20 protein-coding genes are annotated in these 24,757 nt (G+C 67.9%); 5 read left to right on the top strand and 15 right to left on the bottom strand.

Features of this window, described 5'->3' with window-relative positions:
- Positions 1 to 131 precede the first annotated feature (131 nt).
- The 7 genes from GOY17_RS16785 to GOY17_RS16815 form a co-directional block, all read right to left on the bottom strand.
- Positions 132 to 1,214 carry a fimbrial protein gene (locus GOY17_RS16785; RefSeq protein ID WP_157031232.1) on the bottom strand — a complete coding sequence of 361 codons (1,083 nt, stop codon included), beginning with the start codon at positions 1,212 to 1,214 and terminating at the stop codon, positions 132 to 134.
- Positions 1,215 to 1,316: 102 nt separating this feature from the next.
- Complete coding sequence (locus GOY17_RS16790) at positions 1,317 to 3,872, bottom strand: fimbria/pilus outer membrane usher protein (RefSeq protein ID WP_198173722.1); 2,556 nt, start codon at positions 3,870 to 3,872, stop codon at positions 1,317 to 1,319.
- 146 nt (positions 3,873 to 4,018) lie between these two features.
- The gene (locus GOY17_RS16795; RefSeq protein ID WP_232338468.1) at positions 4,019 to 4,744 is read right to left on the bottom strand and encodes a fimbrial biogenesis chaperone; all 726 of its coding nucleotides are present in this window, start codon (positions 4,742 to 4,744) and stop codon (positions 4,019 to 4,021) included.
- Between the two features lie 76 nt (positions 4,745 to 4,820).
- Positions 4,821 to 5,390, bottom strand: a complete 570-nt coding sequence (locus tag GOY17_RS16800) for a fimbrial protein (RefSeq protein ID WP_157031234.1) — start codon at positions 5,388 to 5,390, stop codon at positions 4,821 to 4,823.
- 285 nt (positions 5,391 to 5,675) lie between these two features.
- On the bottom strand, positions 5,676 to 6,293 hold the full coding sequence (locus tag GOY17_RS16805; RefSeq protein ID WP_157031235.1) for a dihydrofolate reductase family protein: 618 nt from the start codon (positions 6,291 to 6,293) through the stop codon (positions 5,676 to 5,678).
- Between the two features lie 72 nt (positions 6,294 to 6,365).
- On the bottom strand, positions 6,366 to 6,761 hold the full coding sequence (locus GOY17_RS16810; RefSeq protein ID WP_157031236.1) for a GFA family protein: 396 nt from the start codon (positions 6,759 to 6,761) through the stop codon (positions 6,366 to 6,368).
- Positions 6,758 to 8,029: an amidohydrolase family protein gene (locus tag GOY17_RS16815; RefSeq protein ID WP_157031237.1), complete on the bottom strand. Its 1,272-nt coding sequence runs from the start codon at positions 8,027 to 8,029 to the stop codon at positions 6,758 to 6,760. The genes GOY17_RS16810 and GOY17_RS16815 overlap by 4 nt, the downstream gene beginning before the upstream one ends.
- Positions 8,030 to 8,243: 214 nt before the next feature.
- Here GOY17_RS16815 and GOY17_RS16820 point away from each other — a divergent pair, with 214 nt between their 5' ends.
- Positions 8,244 to 9,494 carry a threonine synthase gene (locus GOY17_RS16820; RefSeq protein ID WP_157031238.1) on the top strand — a complete coding sequence of 417 codons (1,251 nt, stop codon included), beginning with the start codon at positions 8,244 to 8,246 and terminating at the stop codon, positions 9,492 to 9,494.
- 143 nt (positions 9,495 to 9,637) lie between these two features.
- On the opposite strand, the gene GOY17_RS16825 is transcribed toward GOY17_RS16820, so the two are convergent.
- From GOY17_RS16825 to GOY17_RS16835, 3 genes are all read right to left on the bottom strand, one after another.
- Complete coding sequence (locus GOY17_RS16825; RefSeq protein WP_157031239.1) at positions 9,638 to 10,750, bottom strand: L-dopachrome tautomerase-related protein; 1,113 nt, start codon at positions 10,748 to 10,750, stop codon at positions 9,638 to 9,640.
- Positions 10,751 to 10,767: 17 nt separating this feature from the next.
- Positions 10,768 to 11,907: a glutathione-independent formaldehyde dehydrogenase gene (locus tag GOY17_RS16830; protein ID WP_157031240.1), complete on the bottom strand. Its 1,140-nt coding sequence runs from the start codon at positions 11,905 to 11,907 to the stop codon at positions 10,768 to 10,770.
- Between the two features lie 532 nt (positions 11,908 to 12,439).
- Positions 12,440 to 13,990 (bottom strand): ATP-binding response regulator, encoded by a 1,551-nt coding sequence (locus tag GOY17_RS16835; RefSeq protein WP_198173723.1) that lies wholly within the window; start codon positions 13,988 to 13,990, stop codon positions 12,440 to 12,442.
- 267 nt (positions 13,991 to 14,257) lie between these two features.
- Here GOY17_RS16835 and GOY17_RS16840 point away from each other — a divergent pair, with 267 nt between their 5' ends.
- Complete coding sequence (locus GOY17_RS16840; protein ID WP_198173724.1) at positions 14,258 to 15,274, top strand: glycoside hydrolase family 43 protein; 1,017 nt, start codon at positions 14,258 to 14,260, stop codon at positions 15,272 to 15,274.
- A 174-nt stretch (positions 15,275 to 15,448) separates the two neighbouring features.
- Positions 15,449 to 16,231, top strand: coding sequence for an alpha/beta fold hydrolase (locus GOY17_RS16845; RefSeq protein ID WP_157031242.1), 783 nt, complete (start codon positions 15,449 to 15,451; stop codon positions 16,229 to 16,231).
- A gap of 29 nt (positions 16,232 to 16,260) precedes the next feature.
- On the opposite strand, the gene GOY17_RS16850 is transcribed toward GOY17_RS16845, so the two are convergent.
- Entirely contained in the window at positions 16,261 to 16,701 is a 441-nt protein-coding gene (locus GOY17_RS16850) for a HEPN domain-containing protein (RefSeq protein WP_157031243.1), read from the bottom strand.
- 423 nt (positions 16,702 to 17,124) lie between these two features.
- Between GOY17_RS16850 and GOY17_RS16855 the strand changes: the two genes are divergently transcribed.
- Positions 17,125 to 20,118, top strand: coding sequence for a sensor histidine kinase (locus GOY17_RS16855; protein ID WP_198173725.1), 2,994 nt, complete (start codon positions 17,125 to 17,127; stop codon positions 20,116 to 20,118).
- 30 nt (positions 20,119 to 20,148) lie between these two features.
- Here the strand turns inward: GOY17_RS16855 and GOY17_RS16860 are convergent, their stop codons facing one another.
- The gene (locus GOY17_RS16860) at positions 20,149 to 20,688 is read right to left on the bottom strand and encodes a hypothetical protein (RefSeq protein WP_198173726.1); all 540 of its coding nucleotides are present in this window, start codon (positions 20,686 to 20,688) and stop codon (positions 20,149 to 20,151) included.
- Positions 20,689 to 20,883: 195 nt separating this feature from the next.
- Here GOY17_RS16860 and GOY17_RS16865 point away from each other — a divergent pair, with 195 nt between their 5' ends.
- A complete protein-coding gene (locus GOY17_RS16865) occupies positions 20,884 to 21,510 on the top strand; it encodes a response regulator (protein ID WP_157031781.1) in 627 nt (208 codons plus the stop codon).
- A 14-nt stretch (positions 21,511 to 21,524) separates the two neighbouring features.
- Here the strand turns inward: GOY17_RS16865 and GOY17_RS16870 are convergent, their stop codons facing one another.
- The 3 genes from GOY17_RS16870 to GOY17_RS16880 form a co-directional block, all read right to left on the bottom strand.
- Entirely contained in the window at positions 21,525 to 23,384 is a 1,860-nt protein-coding gene (locus GOY17_RS16870) for an amidohydrolase (RefSeq protein ID WP_198173957.1), read from the bottom strand.
- Positions 23,385 to 23,485: 101 nt separating this feature from the next.
- Positions 23,486 to 23,764, bottom strand: coding sequence for a XapX domain-containing protein (locus tag GOY17_RS16875; RefSeq protein WP_157031245.1), 279 nt, complete (start codon positions 23,762 to 23,764; stop codon positions 23,486 to 23,488).
- A 64-nt stretch (positions 23,765 to 23,828) separates the two neighbouring features.
- Positions 23,829 to 24,485 (bottom strand): hydrolase, encoded by a 657-nt coding sequence (locus tag GOY17_RS16880; RefSeq protein WP_157031246.1) that lies wholly within the window; start codon positions 24,483 to 24,485, stop codon positions 23,829 to 23,831.
- Positions 24,486 to 24,757 lie beyond the last annotated feature (272 nt).

The following is a 24,757-nucleotide window of genomic DNA, read 5'->3' on the forward strand; positions in this document are numbered from 1 at the left end:
CGGCGGGAGCGATCCCGCCGTTTCTTTTGGGTGTCGCACTGCAATGAGGCGGCGAGCGCCACGGAAACAGGAACGCCGGATGTGCATCGCGAGTGTCGGCGATGCGCATCCGGCGTCGGTGTGCGTGTTGGCTAGTTGTACGTGGTCGTGAACGTCGCGATGGCCGTAACCGAACCCGCGGTCATGTTGCCAGTGCGCACGTAGCGCGCCTTCAGCGGGATATCGACCGTCGGCGTGTTGACGACGATGTTGCGGGTGATGTCGGTTGTCGGCGCCGCCGACGTCTGGCCGAAGGTAACCGGCGTGCCGTTGTTGACTATCTGCACGCCCACGCCCGCCGCGGTCGAACCGGACGTCAGCGACAGGATGTTCGTCTGGTTGGCTGGCGTGGTCTGGTCGGTCAGGAACATGTGCAGGTTCGTGCTGCTGCTCGGATCGCCACCGGAGCAGGCCAGCGAGACGTTGAAGTCCTTCTCGCCCAGCGCGCTTCCGACGCTGCTGAAATCGGCCGCCGACGCCTGGTCCAGCGACACCACCACGTCGGGGGTGGACACGCTGCACGTGGGAAAACTGGGCTGGATGATGATCCCACCACCGCCAATCTGGATCGCAAGGAAGCCCGGGGAAGCAACCCCGTATGCGTGGAAGAAGCGTTGGGCAATGATCCCGGTCAACGGCCCACCCTGCGTGATGGGGCCCACCTTGTAGAACCTCACGGTGTAAGTGAAATCGTTGATCAGGAACGAAGTGCCGGCGGCGCCAATGGTGCTGCCCATGATCGGGAGAAGCGTGTGGTTGTACGCATACTCGATCGTTATCGCCAGGCCGGGAATGTTGGTCTGGAAGTAATTCGACGGGTAGCCGGGCACACTCGGCAACGGCGATGTCCAGTCCCAGCTTAGGACGCCGTAATCGCAATTGACCCGGACAATCGTCACGCCGGGAGGCGCCTGCGTGATGACGGTAGCGGTGGCGAGAAGCGTGCCGTTGGGTGCATTGCTATTGATCGGGATGTTCGTCGCCGGAATGTCGAATATGACGGGCGCGCTTCCCGGCGGACCGCCGGGTTGCGTGACTGTGCACTCAGCGTGGCTGACGGACGGAAGGAAGGCCACCGCCATCAACACGGCGGCCAAGACGCCCGTCCGATGGCCGGATACAAGCCTTCCCAGGGCTGCGCGCCCCCGATAGGCGATGTCTTCTAGAAACTTCATGGTGCTGCTCCTGACGAGGTGCGCGTCCGACCGTACGACGTAGCCGGGCGTTTGCTCTGTTGGTTGTGATGGCGAAAGGCGTTTGAACGACGCGGCCGCCAGTCAATGCGCGCGGCAGACGCCGCTGGTGGTGGCGATCCCTGCTGCGTTCTTGGTAGCCGCTGCCGGCGACCAGTCGATGGCGCAGCTCGTGCCATCGCCGACGTCCACCGACAGCGCGATCGTGTTCGCGTCCGGCAGCCGCACGAAGGCCTGCCCGCTCTGTGCGACATAGCCGACGACTTGGCCCGCAGCGCTCTTCACTTCCGAACCGAACGGCAGCGGCTTGCCGTCGTCGCGCGTGGTCTGGATGACGTAGGCGCTGCCGGTCTTGGTTTCGAACGACACCGGGATGATGGCGCCGGCGCGCGGCACGACGGTGGCGCGCGTCTGTTCCAGTTCGACGTCGTACGAAATGCCCTTGGGATCCAGCGACACCTCGTTGAGGCGGTACGGCATGAGGCTGTTGGTGATGGCGTAACCGCGGCGATCGATCTTGCCGATGCCGTCGCCCAGGCGCGCGCCCTTGGCGCCGTCGGCGTGGAGGATCGCCATCGTGTCGCCCAGCGACGAGGCCAGCGTGACGCCGCCCGGATGCACGACCAGGCCGCCCTGCGCCGACAGGCTCTGCGAGCGCGTACCCGTGCCCTGCGTGTAGGAGCCGTTGACCGAACCGTATGCACCGCGCCAGCCGCCGTAGAGGTTGACGGTGTCGTCGTTCTGGTCGCTGAAGTTGCCGGTGGCGCCGTAGCTGTACTGGTAGCGGTCGCCGGCGACGCCGGCCACGCCGGCCTGCACGCGGTTGCCCTGCGTGTCGTGCGCGGTGCCGACGTTGAGCACCGGCGCGCTCACGCTGCGGTCGTTGCCCAGCGGCACCGACAGCGTCATGCCGTAGGTGGTGTCGTAGCTGCCATCGTTGATGCGCGAGCGGCCGGCATTGACGCCGAAGTTCGCACGGCGCCAGCGCGCCGACCAGCCGAGCTGGTAGCTGGTGTTGACGTCGCGGCCCGACCAGTAATCGTGGCGCGAGCCGGTCAGGCTGAGCGAGCCGGCGCGGCCGAGGCTCTGGCTCATGCTGACGGAGAAGCGGTTGCGCTCCACGCCGGAATCCTTGAGCAGGCCGTTCATGCCCTGGTTGCGGATGAGGTCGTCCCACTGCGCGGCCTGCGACAGGTCCGCATAGCCCTGGCTCGAATAGCGGTACGCGGCCAGCGCGAAGTTGGTGTTGGTCGAGGGAATGTTCTTGTTGTACGTGGCGCGCGCCGAGTAACCCGACTGGCTGCCGCGGTCTTCGCTGAAGTTGACGCGCGAACCGGACACGTCCACCGACACGGCACCGATCGGCGTGTTGAACGCCGCGCCGACCACGGCACTGCGATACAGGTCGCCATCGCTGGCCTGCAGGCCGGCATAACCGGTGAGCCAGTTGTTGATGCCGCGCTGGTAGGTGGCTTCGACGAACTTCGGTGCATCGGTGAGGTTCTGGTCGCGCAGTTCGCCGGCGATGGCCGAATAGCGCCACGAGCCCGGACGCAGCAGGTTCGGCACGGCCGCGAACGGCACGTTGAACGAACGCTGCCGGCCGTCGGCTTCGGTGACGACCACTTGCAGGTCGCCGCCGTAACCGGCCGCGGGCAGGTCGCTGATTTCGAACGGACCCGGCGCCACGCTCATCTGGTAGATGACGTAGCCGGCCTGGCGGATTTCCACCGTCGCGTTGGTTTCGGCCACGCCGCGCACGATGGGCGCGTAGCCGGTCATCGAGTCGGGCAGCATGCGGTCGTCGGTCGCCAGCGACACCCCGCGGAAGCCGACCGAATCGAACAGCTGCCCCGAGGTGAACGTGTCGCCGACGGTGAGCTGCGACTTCAGGCGATCGACGTCGTGCTGCGCGTAGGTGCTGATGTTGGTGAAGTCGGAACCGCCGCGCTGGTTCCAGCTGTAGTACGACTGGTTGCGCACGCGCCAGCCGGCGACGTTGAGGCCGGCGTTGAGGCCGAGATAGCCCGAGCGGGTGTTGCCGCCGAAGTCGTTGTCGGTGTTGGTGACGTTGGCTGAGTAGCCCAGCGTGAACGCGGTGACGCCGTCGTCCCACAGCTTGGGGTCGACATAACCGCGAGCACTGCGGCGCAGGTAGCTCTGCGGGATCGACAGGTGCAGGCCCATGTCGCCGGCGTCGGCGTGCACGCGCGCATCGGCGATGAGTTCGCGCAGGTCGAGGCAATTGCCGTCGAGCGTGTGGCCTTCGGCTTCGAGCTTGGTGGTGTCGATGCCGGCGGCGACGAGCAGGTTGAGGTCGAAGCAGGCCTGGATGTCGTTGTTCGCCTCGCGGAACGTCACCGTCTCGCGCGAGATCAGCGCGTCGTTGACGTAGAGGTCGACCGACTGCTGGCCGGGCAGGATCGGGTTGCCGTGCTCGAAGCGCGAGAGGTCCGCGCTGGCGCTGCCGCTGAGGAAGGCCGAGGTGAATTCGACGTTCTGCGGTTCCGGCGACGGATCGGGCGCCGGCGCGGCAAGCGCGATGACCGGCGCCGTGCCCAGTGCCGCCAGGATCGAAACGGTGAGGTTGCGGCGGTACGCGGCCGGCGTGGAGCGCGAAAGGGAAGCGATGCGGGACATTGCGGATACCGTTGATCTGGGCGCCTCCCGCTGCAGCGGCATGCGCCGCGCTTTCGAGGGGCAAGACGTTCCCGTGCGCCTCGCGAACGAGGCGCCTGGAGTGCGAATCGGTGGATGCCGGTGTTGGCGGCGGAGCGGCTCGGGCGTCAGCGCGTGTACGCCGCTTCGCCGTCGAGGTAGGCGCCGTAATCGTCGATGGCGCGATAGACGAGGCGACCGGCGTCGTTGCCGCCCTTGATCGGGAAGGTCTCGCGTCCCTTCGCCGGGCACAGGCCGCCCTTGCCGATGGACGGATCGGCCGGTGCCCCCTTCAGGCGGACGTCGGCGATGGACACGTTGAACGGCGTGCCGTTGGTGCACTCCATCGCCATGCCGTCCTTGTCGTGCACCAGGCGCCAGGTGACCTGGCCGATCGCGCTGGCGGCGTCGCCGGTCAGGCCGGTCGGGCGATAGAAGATCTTGACGCGCGTGCGCACGGCGAACTGCAGGTAGCTGCGCGTGTCGGACGACGGCTTCGGCGGGATTTCCAGCACGTTGAGCCAGTAGACGGATTCGCGATCCTGCGGCAGGTCGCCGCCGGTGAACATGATGCGCAGCGTCTGGCCCTTGCCCGGCTCCACGCGCGACAGCGGCGGCGTGAGCAGGAACGGCGCCTTGGCGGTTTCGGCCGTGGCGTTGGCGTCGCCGTCGTCGATCCACGACTGCACGATGCGCGGCGTGTCGCCCTTGTTGTTCATCGTGACGGTGACTTCGCGCTCGGAAGCGGGGTAGATCACGCGCGTACCGACCAGCGAGATGCCCGCCTGTGCCGACGAGAAGCACCCGACCGCCGTGAGCATCAGCGCGAGGGTGGTGCGATGGAGGAGTTTCATGGGGGAGGTCCGGAGCAGGCGTGCGGAAGAGGGGGTGATGCCGGACGTGCCGGCATCACCGGGTACTGCGGATGGATCAGTACGAGACGGTGTACATCACGTACGTGTTGACCGTGCCGGCCGTGGCGCCGCCGGTCTTGCTGTAGTACTGCGCCTGATAGTTCAGGACGCCCGGCGTACCCGAGACCGGCGTTGCGACCGGGTTGTTGGCGTCGCTCGGGTTGGCCAGGTTGATCGTCGCGTGGGTGTCGCCGTTGAGCAGGCGCACGCCAACCTTGGTCGCGGTACCCGTGGCCGAGTTGTCGAGGTAGCCATCGGCGTTGATCAGGGAGCCCGAGGTGTTCTCGAAGTTCAGGTGGGTCACCTGGTCATTGCAGGTATCCGATGCGCCACCGCCCACCAGGACCTTGAACGGGGTCGTCTCGGCATAGCTGTCGGCGGCCGACAGGGCGCCCGCCGGCGTGCCCGGCAGGGTCACGACCATGTCGGCGGCGCTGCCGCTCGCGCCGGAGCTCGGCGTCACGGTGCAGGTGCCGGCGCGCAGCACGCCATTGATCGTGATCTTGCCGGTGGCGGCGAAGGCGGACGGCATGGCGACGGCGGCCACGACGGCGACCAGGGCGGTGGAGAGCAGGGTCTTCTTCATTACGGAGTTCCTGATGTGTGCTTGGGGGATTGGTTGGGCCGCAAGGCCTTGGCCCTAGCGACGGGTGCATGTTCCTCGTCGCGGCCCGCCCACAACATCGGACAGTTCCGAAATCAATCAGATAAGTCGCCCAACATTGCGTTGGGACAGCGGGCGATCAGGCCTCGACGGCCGACCGCACGCGGCGCACCTTGCCTTGGCGTCGCCGCGCCGGCAGGAAAGTTTCACGCCCGGGAAATGTCGCGTGCCGACGGTCGGGCAGCGCGAGCGATGCGGCGGCAGGAATCAGGATTCGAACGAACCCGTCCGCACCTCGCCTTCGCGCACATAGCGATTGACCAGCACGCCGGTGGACGTCGTGCGCGTGGCGTCGAGCCGGAACGCCGATGGCTGCGCGCGATCGTCGAGCAAGCGCTTGCCCTGCCCCAGCAGGATCGGATGCACGATCAGTCGCAGCTCGTCGACCAAACCGGCGGCCAACAGTTGATGCACCAGTTCGCTGCTGCCCTGCGTGACGAGGTCGGGGCCGTCGGTGCGCTTGAGTTCGCGCACGGCCGCGACGATGTCGGCGTCCAGCGCGCGGCTGTTCTGCCATTGCAGCGTGTCGGCATGGTGCGTGGCGACGTGCTTGGTCACGTGGTTGAACATGTCGGCGATGAAGCGGTGCGGCGCGCCTTCGCGCACGTGCGGCCAGTACGAGGCGAAGATCTCGTAGGTGCGACGGCCCAGCAGCAACGCGAACGGCCGCGTGAACACGCCGTCCATCACGTCGCCGGAACCATCGGCATACGGCACGATCCAGCCGCCGTACGCGAAGCCGCCGCTGGTGTCTTCCTCCGGCCCGCCCGGCGCCTGCATGACGCCGTCCAGGCTGATGAACGCGGCCACGATGAGCTTGCGCATGGGATCACTCCGTGCGGATCGACGTGTCCGCCTGTTCTGATGACGAACGGGGACGCGCGGAATCGACAGCGGTCAGTCGAGCGACTGGATGCCGTCGGGTAACCGCACCCACGGGTGCTTGCGGTCGACATACACCGTCACGGTCGGCGCCGGAAACGTCGGATCGGCGAATGCGCCGACCGGAATCGTCACGAAGCCGGGAATGGCGTCGGCGCGCCAGAACACCGTCGCCCCGCACGTGGGACAGAAGTGGAAGTGCGCCGTCGTACCTTCGTCGCCGGTTCGCGCGAATTGCGTGCTGTCGCCTTCGACGGTCGTCGCCTCTTCGGAAAACCGCGCCTGCACGCCGAACGCACTGCCCGTGCGCTGCTGGCAGCACAGGCAGTGGCAGATCGACACCCGCGCGGGCTCGCCGCGCGCGGTGATGCGCAGCTGCCCGCAACTGCATGAGGCGACGTGGTCGGTCATGGCGTCGGTTCCCGCGCGCCCGCATCGTAGATGACCACGCCGTCGCGCACCGTCATGCGCACATCGGCGAATGCGTCCGGCGCGCGTTGCGGATCGGCGCCCAGCACGACCAGGTCACCCGCCATGCCCTTCGCCACGCGCCCGCGCTGCGACGCCTGGTTGAACCGCGTCGCCGGGGCCGTGGTCAGGCTTGCGAGGATCTGGCGCCAGTCCAGTCCGGCGCCGGCCATCAGCTGGTACTCCTGGTGCGTGTCGTAGACCTGGATGTAGCCGGCGTCGGTGCCGAACAGGATCTGCGCGCCACCATCCGCCATTGCCCTGACCTGCTGCTGCGCGGCGCCGACGAATCGCTGCACGACCGCGTCGGGCGCGCGTTCGCGGCGCAGTTCGGAATCGAACAGCGTCAGCGTCGGCACGAGCGCGATGTCCTGAGCCTTCAACTGCGCGACGAGCGTCGGCGACCACTCGCCCGCGTCCGGCGCCGTATGCGCCAGCACGTCGACGCCGCTGTCGATGGCCACCTGGAGTCCGGCCTGGTCGGTCGGATGCGCGAAGGCCGGTTTGCCGTGCGCGTGCGCGGCGTCGACGATCGCGCTTGCGACGTCCTTGCGCATCGGCAGCACGCCCTGGGGCTTGCCGACGATGGCGCCGGTGAAGAGCTTCACGCCATCGGCGCCGGCCCCGACCTGCGCCGTCGCGCGCGAACGCGCCGCTTCAGGCGTGGCCACCTCGGCGCTGGGCGCCTTTGTGACTGCCCACAGTTCGCGCACGTAGATGGGCGTGCCGTGCTCGGGATAGAACGGCATGTCCACCGTCAGCAGTTGCGGGCCGACGACCTCGCCGCGCTCCACGCGGCCGCGAAGCGCGCGCACGTCGCCGGGCAGCGAAGCGATGTCGAACAGCGTGGTAAAGCCCCATCGCGTGAACCGTTCGCGCAGCGCATCCGCCAGCGCTGCGGCGGGCTGCGCGTCGGGTTGGTGGAACGGCGGTTCGATCAGGTGGACGTGACTGTTCCAGAACCCCGCGGTCACGCTGGTGCCCTTGCCTTCGATCACGCGTACGCCGCGCGGCACCTTCACGCTTCCGCGCGGACCGACGGCCTCGATGCGGCCATTGCGGATCAGCACCGTCGCGTCCTCGATGGGCGCCACGTCGGGAGACGGATACACCCGCGCACCGACCACCGCGAGGTCCTGCGCCGCGGCGGGTGCGACGATGCCAACGAGCGCGACGCCGAGGGTGCGCAACCAGGGATGGGGCTTCTGCATGTGGATCCTCCTGTTCCGGTCCGCCATCGTGCGTCAGATGGCGTGCAGGAAGAAGCGTCGGAAGTCAGGGACGCGCCCAGGTGAGGTCAACCGGGTTGCCAGCGCGAAAGCATTGCGACGCGCGTCGCGGGACCGCGAGGGAGGCAGCGCCGTGCGTGGTTGCAATACGCGCGCAGGGCTGCGACAAGGACGGACCTCCCCGTCCGGCCCACCCATGTCCTACGTCCGCTGCCTTCGTGGTATCGCCTCCGGCGTCGAGTATTCCGCCGACGTACCGATGAACCTCGATCCCGTCGACGGCCGGCCGGTCGAGATGGTGCTCGATCTGGAGCGACTGGCGCGCGAGAAGCCGGATGCCGCGTGGTATCGCCCGCAGCGTCGCGACCTGTGGCGCTTCGGCGCGTTGATGGCGCTCGATGCCGACGATCCGGTCGACGCCGCGCATCTGGTGCCGCTCGGCGAAGGCGCGACGCCGCTGCTCGATTATTCGGCGCATCCGGTTGCGGCTAAGGCAGGCCTCGCGCTCCAGCTCAAGGACGAAGGCAAGGCACATCCCGGCTACGGCGCGAACCCGACACAGAGCTTCAAGGACCGCGGCATGGCGATGGTGGCCGCGCAGGCGCGTCGCCTGGGCCTGACCAGGCTCGCGGTGCCGACGCAGGGCAACGCCGGCGATTCGCTGGTGCGTTACGCGCTGGAAGGCGGGCTGAGCGTCGTGGTCGCGATGCCGGACGACACGCCGATGCCGATCCTCGGCGGCGTCGCTGCGGCGGCCAAGCGCCATCCCGATCGCGTGACGCTCGAACTGGTCGGCCCGACCATCCGCGAGGCCGGCGCGTTCCTCAAGGAGCGCTACATCCCCGATGGCTGGTTTTCCGTCGCGACGTTCCAGGAACCGGGCTGGCGCATCGAAGGAAAGAAGTCGCTCGGCCTCGAACTCGCCGAGCCGTTGCCGGGCGAAACGCGCTGGTCGTTGCCCGACGCGGTGATCTATCCGACCGGCGGCGGCACCGGCGTGCTCGGGATGTGGAAGGCGTGGGACGAACTTGAGGCGCTGGGCATGATCGATTCGCGCCGCCCGCGCATGCTGTGCGTGCAGAGTGCACGAACGGCTCCGCTCGTGCGTGCATTCGACACCGGCGCAGCGGACACGACCGTCGTCGAAGCAGGCGGGACGCTGGCCGTGGGCCTCAACGTGCCCGGTGGCGTCGGTCATTTCCGCGTTCTGGACATCATCCGCCGGAGCGGTGGCGCCGCGGTTGCGGTCGATGAAGGCGACATCGAATCCGAACTCGCGGCGACGTGGCGCCGCACGCACGACTGGATTTCGCCCGAAGGCGCAGCGTGCCTCGCGGCGCTGCCGCAGCTGCTCGACCGCGGGCTCGTCCAGCGTGGCGAGCGCGTGGTCGCGGTCAACACGGGCTCCAGCGAGAAGTACCTGCCGACGCTGCGCCACCTGCTTTGACCGCACGACTGATCACGTGGGCATGGCTTTAATGGGCCATGCCAACCTCAGGGTCGCGTATTCGCGGCCTCGGCCCGAACCGCGCGTGCTGCGCGCGCATCGGGCTTCATGCCGCCAGCGCCATCATCGGCCGGTCGGCCGTGTCAGTGCGGTCGCGTGTTCGCTCCGTCCAGCGTGAACCGGAACAGCGTCGTCGACAGCCGCGCCGGCGCTTCGGGATCGTGCCAGGCGTTGTCCATGATGCGCGACGCGGTGACGTACATCGTGCCGTCCGGCCCCTGCGAGAAGGTATCGGGCCATCGCAGACGCGAATCCTGCAGCAGCACCTCGACGTGGTCGCCCTCGCGGACCTTGATCGCGTCGTCCTCCAGTGCCGAGATGTACATGCGTCCCTGTGGATCGATCCACAGGCCGTCCGAGACACCGTTCTCGCCGACCATCTCCACCGCGTCGGCCACCTCATGCTCCGACAGCGTCACGTCGTGCAGCACGCGCGTGGGAATGCGATACAGCGTGCGGCCGGTGACGGCCTGCCAGTAAAGCGTTTCGCCATCGGGCGCAAGCGCGATGCCATCGGAGCTGAACTCCACGCCGCGGCCGTCCGGTCGGCGGATTTCCTGTCCGTGATGCGTGACCACCACGTCCTTCTCCAGCTGCGTGCTGGGATGGCCGTCGAGCACGCGCCGCGCGCGGCCTGTTTCAAGGTCGACGATCACCAGCGCGCCCCGCGTGCCCGAATCGGTGATGTAGGCGTGGCGACCATCCGGGCTGAAGCGCACGTCGTTGAGGTACGAACCCTCACGGGCGATCTGCTCGTCGAACGCGATGGTCTGCACGACCGCGTCGCTCGCAAGATCGATGCGCACCAGCTTCGGTCCGCCCTGCACGAGGAACGCCGTCGCCGGCGCAGCGGGGTCGATCACCCAGAGCGAGCCGCGCCCGTCCGCCACCACGCTCTGCACGCAGACCCAGCGGTCGCCGGGCGACAACGCGTTCTTCTTCGCATTGCGCCATTCGTTCCAGCGCGCGTCCGGATAGGGGCGCAGGCTGCCGTCCGGCAGCAACTCGGCGACGGACACTTCGATGTCTTCGGTCCAGCGCGGGAAGTTGACGAAGATGCGGCCGTCCTCGCTCACGCTGACGCCGGTGACCTCGTGGTCGAAACGCGCCACCTCCACCAGGCGCGGGTCGGAAATAGCCGAAAGCGCGCGGCCTCGCGCGGTCGATTCGGCACGCTCTGATCGGGTCGTCGCCATGTCGGTATGCACTCCAGTCAGCGGCCGGGCTTGAGCACGACCTTTGTCCAGCCATCGCTGCGCGCGTCGAAGTTCTCGTAGCCTTCGGGCGCGTCCTGCAAGGGCAGCTCGTGCGAGATCACGAACGACGGCGTCGCCTTCTCTGCGTGGATGAGGTTCATCAGGTAGCGGTTGTAGCGCTTGACATGGCACTGGCCGATGGCCATCTGCTGGCCCTTGTAGAAGAACATGCCGATGTCGAACGGGATCTTGCCCTCCTTCGCGAGATCGGTCGCACCGCCCGGGTCCTGCGGAACGAACACGCCGACCACGCCGATGCCGCCGGTGCCCTTCACCGCCTTCACCAGGTTGTTCATCGTCAATCCGGGCGTTTCGCGTTGCGCACAGTTGAAGCACTGGTAGCCGACGCATTCGCAGCCGCGGTCCGCGCCCAGGCCGTTGGTGAGTTCGAGCACCTGTTCCACGCCGTCCTGCTCGGTGTCGTCGATCGGGATCGCGCCGATCTGCTCGGCGAGCGCGAGTCGATCCTTGTTGGTGTCGACGACCATCACCTGGTAGGCGCCGCGGATCGTGGCCGAGTACGCCGCCATCAGGCCGACGGGGCCGGCGCCATAGATGACCACGCTCTCGCCCGGCCGCACGCCGGCGAGTTCGGTCGCGTGATAGCCGGTCGGGAAGATGTCCGCGAGCATCACGTAGTCGTTTTCCTTCTCCTCCGCATCCTCGGGCAGGACCAGGCAGTTGAAGTCCGCGTACGGCACGCGCAGGTATTCGGCTTGGCCGCCGGCGTACGGCCCCATGTCGGCGAAGCCGTACGCGGCGCCCACGCCACCGGGATTGGCGCGGATGCACGCACCGGTGAAGCCGCGCTCGCAGTTCTCACAGCAACCGCACGACACATTGAACGGCAGGCAGACGCGATCGCCCTTCTTGACGCGTTCGACCGCCTTGCCGACTTCGATCACTTCACCCAGGTTCTCGTGCCCGAGGATGCGGCCGCTCTCCATGGAGGTGCGGCCTTCGTACATGTGCAGGTCGGAGCCGCAGATGTTCGTGGTGGTGATGCGAACGAGCGCATCGGTGGGCTTCTCGATGGTGGGATCCGGCCGCTCGACGACGCTGACGTCGCGCGGTCCGTTATAGACGAGTGCGCGCATGGGACCTCCAGGAATGGGGCTACGTAGATACGTGCCAGCAATGGAGTGGGTCTTGTGCTGGAGCGATGGATCCTACGCTCCGAAAAGTTCGCGTAGTGCATAAGCGGCCGCGAGTGGAACGCACACGAACGCGCGCAGATGCTTGAGTCCGTTTCATCGCATGTCGCTTCAGATGGTCACCTGCGCGACGACGGTTTTCGTTGCGCGATGTGCAGCAGCGACGCCCGCAGCGGTCACGGGATCATTCGGGACGACGCTGCGAGCCACGCGTAGCGACAGCACGGCGATGTCGCTGTGCCTGCGCATTGCAGCGGAGCCGGCTCGCGTACGGTTGGCCTCGCAGCAGATCAGTAACCATCTGCCGTAAGGCGCAATCTCATGCCACCTGGCTCTTTGCCAGCGCTCAGCTCTATGTCAACCAGCGCACCGCGACCACGTGAGCCACGGCCGGTCGAGAAGGAACCACGCTCGGCCCGTTCGCATTGCGTCGCCAACACGCCAGCAAGTTCCCGTGACCAACCGTGCAACGCGCTCAATTCGCCGCAGAACGATCCTCGCCGCGCAGCGCCCGCATGATCGTGTCCGAATCGACGGGCTTCACCAGATGCGCATCGAAACCCGCACGCCGCGTGCGCTCGAAGTCCGACGCCTGTCCCCATCCGGTGAGCGCGATCAGCCGCGTGCGACGCGACCACGGTCGGCTGCGAATCCAGCCGCACACCTGCAGGCCATCTCGGCGCGGCATGCCGAGGTCGATGAAGGCCGCGGCCGGACGCACCGCCTCGGCCAGTTGGCACGCTTCTTCGCCGTCGCTGGCCACATGCACCGTGTGGCCTTCGAGCTCGAGCATGAGCCGCAGCGTGGTGGCGGCATCGGCGTTGTCGTCGGCAACGAGGACGCTGATTGCTTCGGTGCTTCGCGCAGGGAGCACCGGATCGACGGCAGGCGCCACGTCGTGCGCACGCGGCAGGCGGAGTGTCGCGCGGGTGCCGGTGCCATCGGGCCCGCGTTCCAGCGCCAGCGAGCCGCCGTGCAGCTGCGCGATCTGGCGCGAAAGCGCCAGCCCGATGCCCAGTCCCGACGGTGCCATGTGCGGCGGCGGGACGCCCTGCTCGAACGGCTGCATCAGGCGTTCGATGTCGTTCGCGTCGATCCCCACGCCGTTGTCCGTCACGGTGAACGACAGCGTCGCATCGTCCGCCGTTACTTCCACCCGGATGATCCCGCGCGGCGGCGTGAACTTCGCCGCGTTGTTGAGCAGGTTGGTGATGGCCTGCGCGACTCGCACGAGATCGCCTTCCAGCGCCCATCTCCGATCGGGCTCGACGATGTCCAGCCGATGCAGCGCGCCTTCGATGACCGGGCGTGCGGTTTCGAGCGAAACCGCGAGCACGTCCTCCGCGCGCACGATGCCGGTACGCAGTTCCAGGCGATCGCGCGCGATGCGGCTGACGTCCATCAGGTCTTCGACGAGACGACTGAGGTGATCGACCTGGCGGTCGATCGTCGCAAGCGCATCGGACGCGTAGGCGGGATTGCGCCGCGCGATTTCCACCGCGTATCGCACCGGCGCGAGCGGGTTGCGCAGCTCGTGCGCGAGCGTCGCGAGAAAACGATCCTTGCGTTGCGCCTCGGCCGCGAGCTGCGCGGTCTCGGCCACCGTCATCGCTTCGCGCAGTTTGACCTCGTGCAGCGCGGCCTGCACCACGCGCTGGCGTCGTCGCGACGCATGCAGCGAGTGGCACGCAAGGCAGATGCCCGTACCAAACGCGAGGTACAGCGCCATTCCCAGCTGGCTTCGCGGATCGGAGACGGCGAAATTCTCGAGCGGCGGGAAGATGGTCCACGCCATGAACGCCGCACCGAGCGCCACCGCCAACAGCCCCGGCCCGAGGCCGCCGTACCACGCGGACAGCAGGACGGCGCCGAACAGCGGCATGAACGTCGCTTCGCGGAAAAGGTCCGGCCACAGCACCGCGCGTGCGAGGCAGGCGATGAGTACCGCGCCCACCGCCACGGCCCATCGCCGCCAGCCGTGTCCGTTCGAGTTGTCCATGGTGGCGGTGGCGTTAGCGTCGGGCATGCCGGCGCCCTGTATCTCATGAATCGGTCCTACTGATGCACCGGGACGGGTCATGACTGCGTGAGGAACCCCAACTGCGGCTGACCAACGCCGTCCGGTGCCCGGTGGAAACGGCACGACGTCGAGCGGAGGCGGCCGACGACCGACGTGTCGCCTGCGAGGCCGGCGTGCGAGGGCGCGCACTGCCGCGGTCTCGTACACTCGGCGCAGGCTCTGGACACGCGATTTTCCACGCCGCACCTGCGGCCGCACACGACGGGGAACAGCATGGGCAACCGCACGAGGCAGGCCACGCGTGTCATGTCGATCATGCTGCTGGCACTGGCGGTGGCGCCGTTTGCGGTCGTGGCGCAAACGAAGACCGCGCCGGGGTCCAATCCCCTGTTCCGCGACAAGTTCACCGCCGACCCCGCACCGCTGGTGGTGGGCGACCGGCTGTACCTCTACGTCGGGCACGATGAAGCCCAGCGCGACGAGATGTTCAACATGCGCGAGTGGCTGGTCTATTCGACGGCCGACATGAAGACCTGGACCGACCACGGCCCGATCATGAAGGTGGCCGACTTCAAGTGGGCCAAGGCCGATGCGTGGGCGTCCCAGGCCATCGAGAAGAACGGGCGGTTCTGGTTCTACGCGGCGGTGGAGCACGACGGCACGCATCCGGGCAAGGCGATCGCGGTGGCCGTGGCCGACACGCCCACCGGGCCGTTCGTCGATGCGAAGGGCTCGGCGCTCGTCACCAACGAGATGACGCCCAAGGGCACGCACAGCTGGGAAGACATCGACCCGACGGTGTTCACCGACGACGATGGCACGACGTGGCTCGCGTGGGGCAACCGGCAGTGCTACATCGCCCGGCTCAAGCCGAACATGATCGAGATCGACGGGCCGATTACCGAAATCACGCCGCCGCACTTCGAGGAAGGCCCGTGGCTGCACAAGCGCGGCGCGATGTACTACCTGACGTACGCCTCGCTCGACCGTGCGACACACCGGGACGAAAAGGTGTCGTACGCGACCGCGCCGTCGATCCAGGGGCCCTGGACGTATCGCGGCGAGTTGACGGGTTCGGGCAGGTACAGCTTCACGATTCACCCCGGCATCGTGCAGTTCAAGGGCGACTGGTACCTGTTCCTGCACAACGCCGCGCTCGCCATCGGCGACCAGAACGGCGCGATCGGACGGCGCGCGGTCACGGTCGAGCACCTGCAATACAACCCCGACGGCACGATGAAGCCCGTGGTGCAGACGGACGCCGGCGTTTCGGTGCCGCCTGCGCGGTAAGCGCGCCAGTCGGGGCGCTTCAGGCGCCCTTGGACTCGGAAGCGCCAATGGCGCATTCTTCGTTCGTTCGCCGGCAGGTTCCATTCGCCGGCCGGTTCGCGCTTCAGGCCCTCGCACTGCGCTTCCACTCCGCTCGCGAGGACAGGATCCCTCTTCCAGATCCGGAGACGCCCGATGGACCGCAGGACCTTCAACACCGCACTGCTCGCGGGCGCTGCGGCCACCGCGGTGGGACCCTCGTTCGCGAAGGAAACGTCCGCACCAGGCAAGGCGAGGAATGTCGTGCTCGTGCACGGCTTGTTCGCCGACGGATCGAGCTGGCTGGAAGTGATTCCGCACCTGCAGGCCGCAGGGCTCAACGTGACGTCGGTGCAGAATCCGTTGACCACGCTGGAGGAAGCGGTCGCGTCCTGCCGCCGCGTGCTGGACCGGCAGGACGGTCCGACGGTGCTGGCCGGGCACTCCTTCTCGGGCATGATCGTTACCGAAGCCGGTGCGCATCCCAACGTTTCATCCGTGGTCTATGTCGCCGCGCGCGCACCCGACGCGGGCGAAGACTACGCCGCGCTGGCCAAGCGCTTTCCCACGCCGCCCGCTTCCGCCGGGATCGTGTACGACGGCGACGAAGGCCGGCTTTCGGAAGCCGCATTCCTGCGCGACTTCGCGGGCGACCTGCCAACGGCGAAGGCACGTGCGTTGTTCGCCGTGCAGCAGCCTTTCCGCAAGGCATTACTCACCGGCCGCACCACGCAGGCGGCGTGGCGCACGAAGCCGAGCTTCTATGCAGTCTCCACGAAGGACCGGACGATCGATCCCGACCTGCAACGCTTCATGGCGTCGCGCATGAAGGCGCGCACGGTGGAACTGGCATCCAGCCATGTTTCGCTGATCTCGCATCCGCGCGAGGTCGCCGATCTGATTCTCGAAGCAACGAAGGCCCGCTCAGCCGCCGCCTGACATCGCGGGGCAATCGCGTCGTTGCGCGCTCAGGCGGGCTCCTGGTCCCATGTCCTGCTGGCTTCCTGCGTGATTTCGCGCAGGCGCTGGACCAGGCGGTCGGCCACGTCGTTGACGGTCTTCCACTCGGGAATCGGCACGGTGTTCGGCTCGTAGTAGCGGAATCCGTGCGTGGAATAGACGTCGTTCAGCACGCCGATTGCCGTGCGGTGGTCGGCCGCGAACTCGACATAGCTGTTGAGGTCCAGCGCATCGGCCGCGTCGAGCATGTAGCCGAGGTCGTGCCCATACGGCTTGAATTTGAGCTGTTCCATGGGAATTCCCTTCGCCAGCAGGAATGCCTTCAGCCCCAGCTCGATGGAATGCCCGATCAGCGTGTGGCTCGCCATCACGCTCTCGTCGGCGACCACGTTCGCCGCATCCATGAACTCTTTCGCGTAGTGCAGCAGACCTTCCGGACTCGTGCCCATGTGATGTTTTTCCTCGCGGCAGGCTTCGAACGCTAACAGAGAAGCGTGTCCACCGCGGGATTCATTGCAGCGGCTGGCAGCTGGACGGCTGCAGCGGCTTGCCGTCGACGTGCCGCTGGCCGGTTCGACGCCGATCCCGAAGGCACGTGACCGCTACGCACGCCTTTCAACGTTGACTATCCCGGGTGCTGTCGGTCAGAGGAAAAGCGGGCGACGTACCGATGTCATCCGCAACCGTTCGCATCGTCGTGCGGGCTTGCCTTACGCTTCCGTTGCACGAAGAAGTGCCGACTACCGGGCGGTCGTCATACGTCGAAAGGATGAGCCGGTCCTGGCTGGAGAACGGTTAGGATGGGCTCCTGCGCGAGGGGACTCCGCGCACGCGATCAATCCCACACGATCAGACAGCCTACGGGGGCTGTGGTGCGCCAACTCCTGGCAGTCCTTTCCGGTCTTGCGATGCTGCTGTGCGCGGCGGCCGTGCATGCGCTGGATCCCAACGTCGGGATCAACCAGTTCCGACACACGCGATGGACCGCCGAGGACGGCGTGCCGCTGGGCATCTATGCCCTCGCGCAGACGCCGGATGGTTTCCTCTGGACCGGCAGCGACAGCGGACTGCATCGCTTCGACGGCGTGCGCTTCGAGGTCGTCCCCGCCCGCGCAAACGGCGCGCGCGTGGGCGAGCCGGTCTCGGCGTTGTTGACGGCGCGCAACGGCGACCTCTGGATCGGCTACCAGTCCGGCCGCATCGTACTGCTGCGCAAAGGAACGCTGATCGACCGCTCGCCGGCGGCCAGCGACCGATGGGTGTACCGCTTTCTGGAGGACCGCTCGGGCGCGGTCTGGACCATCACCGGCAATTCGAACCACCCGTTCATGCGCTATGCGGCGGGCCGCTGGGAAAGCATCGGCGCGCAGTGGGGCATCACCGCGCCCTCCGCATGGGGCATCGCCGAGAGCCGGGATGGACGCCTCTGGGTCTCGGATGGCGCCAGGACGCTGGTGCTGGCCCCCGGTGAACGGAGCTTCCGCAACGTGGGCATCGCGGGCACCCGCGGCGATGGCTACAACGAAGGACTCGCGACCGACCGCTCCGGACGCGTGTGGCAGTCGAGCGGCGTCGAAGGCACGCGCCGGTTGCCGTCGGTTCCGCTCGCACGACCGGACGTGCCGCCCTTCGCGACGGTGCCGGCCGCATCGGCGACGCATTCGTACCGGACGTTCCTGTTCGATCGCGACGGTTCGATCTGGGGTGTCACGTATTCGGCGGGCATGTTCCGGATCGCGACGCCCGACGCCCTGTACCGCGGCGGCCGTCCCGTCGAGGAAACCTTCACCGCGAACGACGGCCTGTCTTCCGATCGTGCGTTGTCGATCCTGGAAGACCGCGAAGGCAATCTCTGGGTCGGCACGAGCGCGGGGCTGGATCGCTTCACGCCGGCCAACGTGCGCCCGGCGACCGACATCCCCGCGTATTCGCGATTCGGCTACATCGTGATGGGCGCGCGCGACGGAACCGTCTACGCCGCCGATTCCGACAGCCTGTACGGCATTTCGCCGAAGGGCATCACGACGCGGCTGCTCGATGGCCTCAACAACCCGCAGGCCCTGTGCGAGGACGCGATGGGCGTGGTCTGGTTCGCGACCAGCGACGCCTTCTTCCGCGGCGTCGGGCAGCGTTTCGAGCGCATCCCCACCGACAAGCGCCGCAATGTGCTGGACTGCGTGGCGACGCCGGACGGGCGCCTGTGGTTCAGTCGCACGCGCGGCGGCATCACGCGCTACGAGAACGGCACCTGGACCGACAGCCTGCCCGACGGACCGGACGGGCCGCTCAAGGTCACCACGCTGATCGCCTACCGCAACGGGCTGCTCGCCCACGTGCGTTCGCGCGGGCTGGTCTACATGGAACTTCCCGACACCCGCGTGGTGTGGAAGAAGGACGACATCCCGGGCGGCGAGATCACCGCGTTGCAGCCGATGGGCCACGATGTCCTGCTCGCCAGCGTGGGCGGCATGGCGCGGCTGCGCGACGGGAAGATCACGCCACTCGGGCGCGATGCTCCCTGGCTGCAGGGCGTCGTCGGGATCGCCGACGACCGGCTCGGCTACACCTGGATGCTCTCGCGTGCGGGCATCGCGAGGGTGTCGCGCGACGCCCTCGCCCGCGCCTTCGACGACCCGGATGCGCCGCTGCACGCGCAGCTGTTCGATTTCGACGATGGCCTGAAGGCGCCCGCCGTGACGGGCTATTCGAGGAACAGCGCCGTCCTCGGGGGCGACGGCGTGCTGCGCTTCCTGACGACGGACGCGATCGTGCAGGTGCAGCCCGCGCGGCTGGCGCGCAACCGCATGCCGCCGCCGGTGAGCATCACCGGACTCGCGTTCGGGTCGCAGCGGTTGCGCGATCCCGCGTCGGCGACGCTGCCCGCGGGTGCGTCGCGGATCGAGATCGACTACACCGCGCTCAGCCTGACGGTGCCCAGGCGCGTGAGGTTCCGCTATCAGCTGCTCGGCGTGGACGACGACTGGGTCGAGGCCGGCAACCGCCGCCAGGCGTTCTACACCAACCTCGCGCCGGGCGATTACCGGTTCCGGGTCGTCGCGGCGAACAACGATGGCGTGTGGAATCCGCAGGGTGCGTCGCTCGATTTCACGGTGCCGCCGACGTTCATCCAGTCGATGTGGTTCAAGGCGCTCGTCGTCGCCGCGCTCGCGCTCGTCCTGTCGATGCTCTACGCGCTGCGGCTGCGCTACGCGACGGCACGCCTTCGCGATCGTTTCGATGCGCAGATGGCGGAACGCAACCGCATCGCGCGCGACCTGCACGACACCCTCCTGCAAGGCATGCAGGGCATGCTGCTGAGCTTCCAGGCGCTCGCCTCGAAGCTGCCGCAGGACGCGGCGCTCCGCCAGCAGATGGAGCGCGTGCTCGATCGCACGCAGGACACCATCCGCGAAGGGCGCGACCGCATCCACCAGCTGCGCGATCCCGAAGCGAGCACGATGGACCTGGCCGAGTCGCTGGGGCGGCACGCGCAGGAACTCGCGGCCGAGCACCAGCTCGTGTGCGACATCACCGTGCCGTTACCGCCGCGACCGCTTCAGCCCATCGTCTACGAGGAGCTGCGCCAGATCGGGCGTGAGGCGATCAGCAACGCCTGCGTGCACTCCAACGGCACGCGCGTGGACATCCGCCTGACCTACGGCAACGCCGGTGTCGTCCTGACGGTGCAGGACGACGGCGTCGGCATCGCCGAGGACCGGATGGGCGTGGAGCGCCACTGGGGCCTGAAGGGCATGCGCGAACGCGCACTGCTGATCGGCGCGACGTTGTCCATCAGCGGCAGGTCGGGCGGCGGTACGGAGGTCAAGGTCGGCATCGATGCGGACGAGGCGTACCCGAGGCGTTGAACGAAGCGGCCCCGCCGACCATCCAGGCTGCTACCAGCGCAGCATCGGAAGTGGACTGAACGGATGGGTGAGCATCCGCTTCAGCGACAGCTTCAGCAGCAGGCGATGGAAGCCGAAGCCCGGGAACATGTCCATGACGGACGCGACGACGCGGCGCTTCAGGCCGAACCGCAGATGGCCGCGGGACACGTCCACCCAATCGGCGCGGCGGAAGGTCTCCACGCTGGCGCGCTCGCGCGGATCGCACGGCGTCAGCTTGTGGTGGTGGTCGATCATGGCCGAGATCTCGCCGGCCCACTCCGTGCGCCCGATGTCCTCGAGGTACGCGTTTGCCATCGCGATCGAAGGCGCCAAGTAATCGAACGTGCCCGCCGACCAGATGCCGAGGTCGTGGTACGCCGCGGCGATGGACAGCTTTTCCAGGTCGATGTCCTCGCCGCCGAGCAGGCAATGGAAGTTGACCACCCGGTACGCGTGGTTGCGGTACGCGTTGAACGACGCGCCCAGCGGGTCGGCGTGCCGGTCGAGCAATGCATCCAGGCAGGGAATATTGACGAGCATCGTGGCCACTCCCGGTCCTTGCCCGCGAGAGGCCAATGTAGAAGCCGGCCGACGCCATGCAATCCACCATCCTTGCCCTGGCGACCTCCCCCATCCGGGTGAATGACGGACGCGATCCGCTGTCGCGCCGGCCGTCACCGCGGAGGTACTCTTTCCACCACGAGCGGACTCGACCGTTCGACCACGTCCCCCAGCGTGAGCGCCATGCCGATACGCGTGCTGACCATCGACGACCATCCCGCGCTGCGCGAAGGCATCGCGGCGATGCTGTCGAACGAATCCGACATCGAAGTGGTGGGCGGCGAGTCGAACGCCGAGGCCGGGCTGGACGCGTTCCGCCGCCTGCTGCCCGACATCACGCTGATGGACCTGCAGATGCCCGGCATGGGCGGCCTGGAAGGCGTGCGCACCCTGCGCGGCGAGTACACGGCAGCGCGCGTGGTCATCCTGACGACCTTCCGCGGCGATGCGAACGCGCGCGATTCGATGGCGGCGGGCGCAGCCGGCTACCTGCTCAAGAGCGCGCTACGCGACGAGCTGCTCGACTGCATCCGCAAGGTGCATGCAGGCGGGCGGTACGTGTCGGCGGAAGTGTGCGCGGACGTCGCGACGCACCTGGGCAACGAACTGCTGACGCCGCGCGAACTGCGCATCCTCCAACTCCTGTCGGAAGGCAAGGAGAACAAGCGCGTCGCCAGCGACCTCGGCATCTCCATCGAGACGGTCAAGTCGCACGTGTCGCGGATCTTCGAGAAGCTCGGATGCCACAACCGCACCGAGGCCATCCGCATCGGCATCCGGCGCGGCATCCTGCGCCAGATGACGCAGTAACGCCGCACTCGCCCTCACACGGCCCAGCACGCGCAGCCGAGCGCACCCCAGAACCCCTTGAGGTCGCCGGTGGGCACGTTCGCGGCCCACGCCTTCGCGTGTGCGTGTCCATGCACGTTGCAGGCGTGTGCGCATCCGCAACCGGCGGTCTGCACGAGCGCATCGCGCGCCGGCACGTCGGCCGATCGGGCGTAGCCGCCCTGCGTGCGCACCGGCGACCAGTCCGGCATCGCCGGCGGAATCGGTGGATCGTGCGACGCGAAGTCGCCGGAGGCGTACACGATGCGACCGCCGACCACCGTCATCAGCGACGCGATGTGCGCGATCTCGTCTTCCGCGCAGCCGAAGTAGTCGCGCGACGGCACCACCAAGTCGGCGAGTTGGCCTTCGGTGATCGTTCCCTTGTTCCCTTCCTCGTTGGAGAACCACGCGACGCGCTCGGTCCACATGCGCAGGGCCGACTCGCGATCCAGCCGGTTTTCCGGCGGATACAGCGACATGCCGCCGACGGTGCGCCCCGTGACCAGCCATGACAGCGACACCCACGGGTTGTACGACGCGACGCGCGTGGCGTCCGTGCCCGCCGAGATGCGTGTGCCCGATGCCATGATCTTCGCTACCGGCGGCGTCGCCGCGGCGGCCGCCTTGCCGTAACGCTCGACGAAATGCTCGCCCTGGTAGGCCATGCGGTGTTGCACGGCGATGCCGCCGCCGAGCGCCGCGACGCGATCGATCGAGCGATCCGAAATGGTTTCGGCGTGGTCGAAGAACCAGTGCAGTCCGTGGAGCGGGATCTCCCGGTTCACCTTCTCGAACACGTCCAGCGCGCGGCTGATCGTTTCGTCGTACGTGGCATGCATGCGCCACGGCCAGCGGTTCTGCGCGAGGATGCGCACGACCGCTTCCAGGTCGCCTTCCATGTTCGGCGGCATGTCCGGACGCGGCTGGCGGAAGTCCTCGAAATCGGCCGCGGAGAACACGAGCATCTCGCCCGCGCCGTTGTGGCGGAAGTAGTCGTTGCCCTGGCGGTACTTCGACGTGCGCGTCCAGTTGAGGAAGTCCTCCTTTTCCTCTTTCGGCTTCTGCGTGAAGAGGTTGTACGCCAGCCGCACCGTGAGCTGGTCTTCGTCGGCCAGGCGTCGGATCACTTCATAGTCTTCCGGGTACTTCTGGAAGCCGCCTCCGGCATCGATGACGCTGGTGACGCCGAGCCGGTTGAGCTCGCGCATGAAGTGGCGCGTGGAGTTGAGCTGGTAGTCGAACGGCAGCTTCGGCCCTTTCGCCAGCGTCGCGTACAGGATGCTGGCGTTGGGCCGCGCGAGCAGCAGGCCGGTCGGATTGCCGCTGGCATCGCGCGCGATCTCGCCGCCCGGCGGATCGGGCGTGTCGCGGCCGTAGCCCACCGCACGCAGCGCCGCGGCGTTGAGCAGCGCGCGGTCGTACAGGTGCAGGATGAACACCGGCGTGTCGGGCGCGACGGCGTTGAGTTCATCCAGCGTCGGCAGCCGCTTCTCCGCGAACTGGTGGTCGCTGAAGCCGCCCACCACGCGCACCCATTGCGGCGGTGGCGTGACCGCGACCTGTCGTTTGAGCATCGCCATCGCATCGGCCAGGCTGCGCACGCCGTCCCAGCGCAGCTCCATGTTGTAGTTCAGGCCGCCGCGGATCACGTGCGTGTGGTTGTCGCACAGGCCCGGAAGCACGCTGCGGCCCTGCAGGTCGATGACCTTCGTCGCCGGTCCGGCGAGCGCCAGCACTTCGCGATCGTCGCCCACGCGCAGGAAGCGGCCGTCGCGGATCGCTACCGCCGATGCGCGGGGACGCGTGCGGTCGAGCGTGGTCGTGCGTGCGCCGTGCAGGATCAGGTCTGGCATCGTCGAAGTGCCCATCGCGGGAAGGACCGCCACCGACGTGGCGCCGACGGCCGCGCCGAGGAAGGCGCGCCGCCCCGCGTCCACGCCGGTTCGGTCGGAGGTCATGAGCGCGCGTCCGGATCGTCCGGCGCGGCGGGCGTGCGGCGGCATTGCGGCAGGTCGCCGAACACGTGCGGCCTGACCTGCTCGTCCATCCACGCCGTCGCCCGCGCGTCCTTGCGCAGGTAATGCTTGAGAAGCGGCGGGATCTGCTCGCCCAGCAGGATGCCGAGCAGCCCCACCAGCGCGATCACCGGCGGCGCGGGCGAGCGGACGTTGAGCAACGCGTACACGATGCCGACGAGCAGGCCGGCACCGAGCGACAACACATACGGTTTCATCGTGCTTCTCCCGATGGAAGCGTGGCGGTGCGACCCGGGGGAGGTGGTGGCCGCACCGCCGCGCTCAGTGCCCGCCTTCCTGCGCGCCGAACATGGCCTTCGCGTACTGGATGCCGATCCCGTAGCCACCGGCGAGTTCGCGCGCGATGCCGGTCGTCAGTCCGTACGTCTCGCCGCGCGCCCAGTCGCGCTGCAGTTCGAGCATGTACTGCAGGCTCGTCATCGGCACCGCGCCAGCCTGCACCATGCGGGTGACGGCGCGCTCGTGCGCTTCGTCGGACACATCGCCGCAGGCATCGGTGACCACGTACGTCTGGAAGCCCTGTTCGATCGCCGACAGTACCGGCCCGACGATGCACACGCTGGTCCACAGTCCGGCGAACACCAGCCGGTCCTTCCCGATTTCATTGATGCGCTGGACGACCGGAACGTCTTCCCACGCGTTCATCGTGGTGCGGTCGTACACGGCGCCCTGCGCGAAGGTGTCGCCGATCTCCGGGAACAGCGGGCCGGAAAAGCTCTTTTCGGCGACGGTGGTGACGACGGTCGACACGCCGAAACCGACGGCCGCGCGCGACAGCAGGGCGGCATTGGTGCGCAGCGATCCGACATCGATCGAACGCACCGCGAAGGCCATCTGCGACTGGTGGTCGATCAGCACCAGCGTGTGATCCGTTGGGGTCAGCAACGTCGAACTCGGACCGGGGGAAGCCTTGGGCATGGGAGCGCTCCGACGGGGATGGCACGCGGACTCGCGTGCTGCGTCCAGACTGGCTTCGCGCGCACGCCGCGCAAACCGCCAGCGGTAGGAATCGCGACTCCCCAGAACGGGGGATGCCGTGGCGATCACGCCATCGCGCGATCCGCACTCCCCCGAACAGGGGGGACGGCCTCACCCCTCATGCGGGTACGCCGCGGGGCGACCGGCTTCCTATCGTGGACATGCCGGGCGCGCGCCACACCGCCGCGCCGGCCTTCCTCCGTGGCACCCAG

The organism is Lysobacter soli, from assembly GCF_009755585.1.
GTDB lineage: Bacteria > Pseudomonadota > Gammaproteobacteria > Xanthomonadales > Xanthomonadaceae > Lysobacter_J > Lysobacter_J soli.

What these genes read in the sequence shown, in the direction of transcription:
- GOY17_RS16785 (WP_157031232.1), bottom strand. Translation starts at nt 1,214, where the DNA reads ATGAAGTTTCTAGAAGACATCGCCTATCGGGGGCGCGCAGCCCTGGGA.
- GOY17_RS16790 (WP_198173722.1), bottom strand. Translation starts at nt 3,872, where the DNA reads ATGTCCCGCATCGCTTCCCTTTCGCGCTCCACGCCGGCCGCGTACCGC.
- GOY17_RS16795 (WP_232338468.1), bottom strand. Translation starts at nt 4,744, where the DNA reads ATGAAACTCCTCCATCGCACCACCCTCGCGCTGATGCTCACGGCGGTC.
- GOY17_RS16800 (WP_157031234.1), bottom strand. Translation starts at nt 5,390, where the DNA reads ATGAAGAAGACCCTGCTCTCCACCGCCCTGGTCGCCGTCGTGGCCGCC.
- GOY17_RS16805 (WP_157031235.1), bottom strand. Translation starts at nt 6,293, where the DNA reads ATGCGCAAGCTCATCGTGGCCGCGTTCATCAGCCTGGACGGCGTCATG.
- GOY17_RS16810 (WP_157031236.1), bottom strand. Translation starts at nt 6,761, where the DNA reads ATGACCGACCACGTCGCCTCATGCAGTTGCGGGCAGCTGCGCATCACC.
- GOY17_RS16815 (WP_157031237.1), bottom strand. Translation starts at nt 8,029, where the DNA reads ATGCAGAAGCCCCATCCCTGGTTGCGCACCCTCGGCGTCGCGCTCGTT.
- GOY17_RS16820 (WP_157031238.1), top strand. Translation starts at nt 8,244, where the DNA reads ATGTCCTACGTCCGCTGCCTTCGTGGTATCGCCTCCGGCGTCGAGTAT.
- GOY17_RS16825 (WP_157031239.1), bottom strand. Translation starts at nt 10,750, where the DNA reads ATGGCGACGACCCGATCAGAGCGTGCCGAATCGACCGCGCGAGGCCGC.
- GOY17_RS16830 (WP_157031240.1), bottom strand. Translation starts at nt 11,907, where the DNA reads ATGCGCGCACTCGTCTATAACGGACCGCGCGACGTCAGCGTCGTCGAG.
- GOY17_RS16835 (WP_198173723.1), bottom strand. Translation starts at nt 13,990, where the DNA reads ATGCCCGACGCTAACGCCACCGCCACCATGGACAACTCGAACGGACAC.
- GOY17_RS16840 (WP_198173724.1), top strand. Translation starts at nt 14,258, where the DNA reads ATGGGCAACCGCACGAGGCAGGCCACGCGTGTCATGTCGATCATGCTG.
- GOY17_RS16845 (WP_157031242.1), top strand. Translation starts at nt 15,449, where the DNA reads ATGGACCGCAGGACCTTCAACACCGCACTGCTCGCGGGCGCTGCGGCC.
- GOY17_RS16850 (WP_157031243.1), bottom strand. Translation starts at nt 16,701, where the DNA reads ATGGGCACGAGTCCGGAAGGTCTGCTGCACTACGCGAAAGAGTTCATG.
- GOY17_RS16865 (WP_157031781.1), top strand. Translation starts at nt 20,884, where the DNA reads ATGCCGATACGCGTGCTGACCATCGACGACCATCCCGCGCTGCGCGAA.
- GOY17_RS16870 (WP_198173957.1), bottom strand. Translation starts at nt 23,384, where the DNA reads ATGCCAGACCTGATCCTGCACGGCGCACGCACGACCACGCTCGACCGC.
- GOY17_RS16875 (WP_157031245.1), bottom strand. Translation starts at nt 23,764, where the DNA reads ATGAAACCGTATGTGTTGTCGCTCGGTGCCGGCCTGCTCGTCGGCATC.
- GOY17_RS16880 (WP_157031246.1), bottom strand. Translation starts at nt 24,485, where the DNA reads ATGCCCAAGGCTTCCCCCGGTCCGAGTTCGACGTTGCTGACCCCAACG.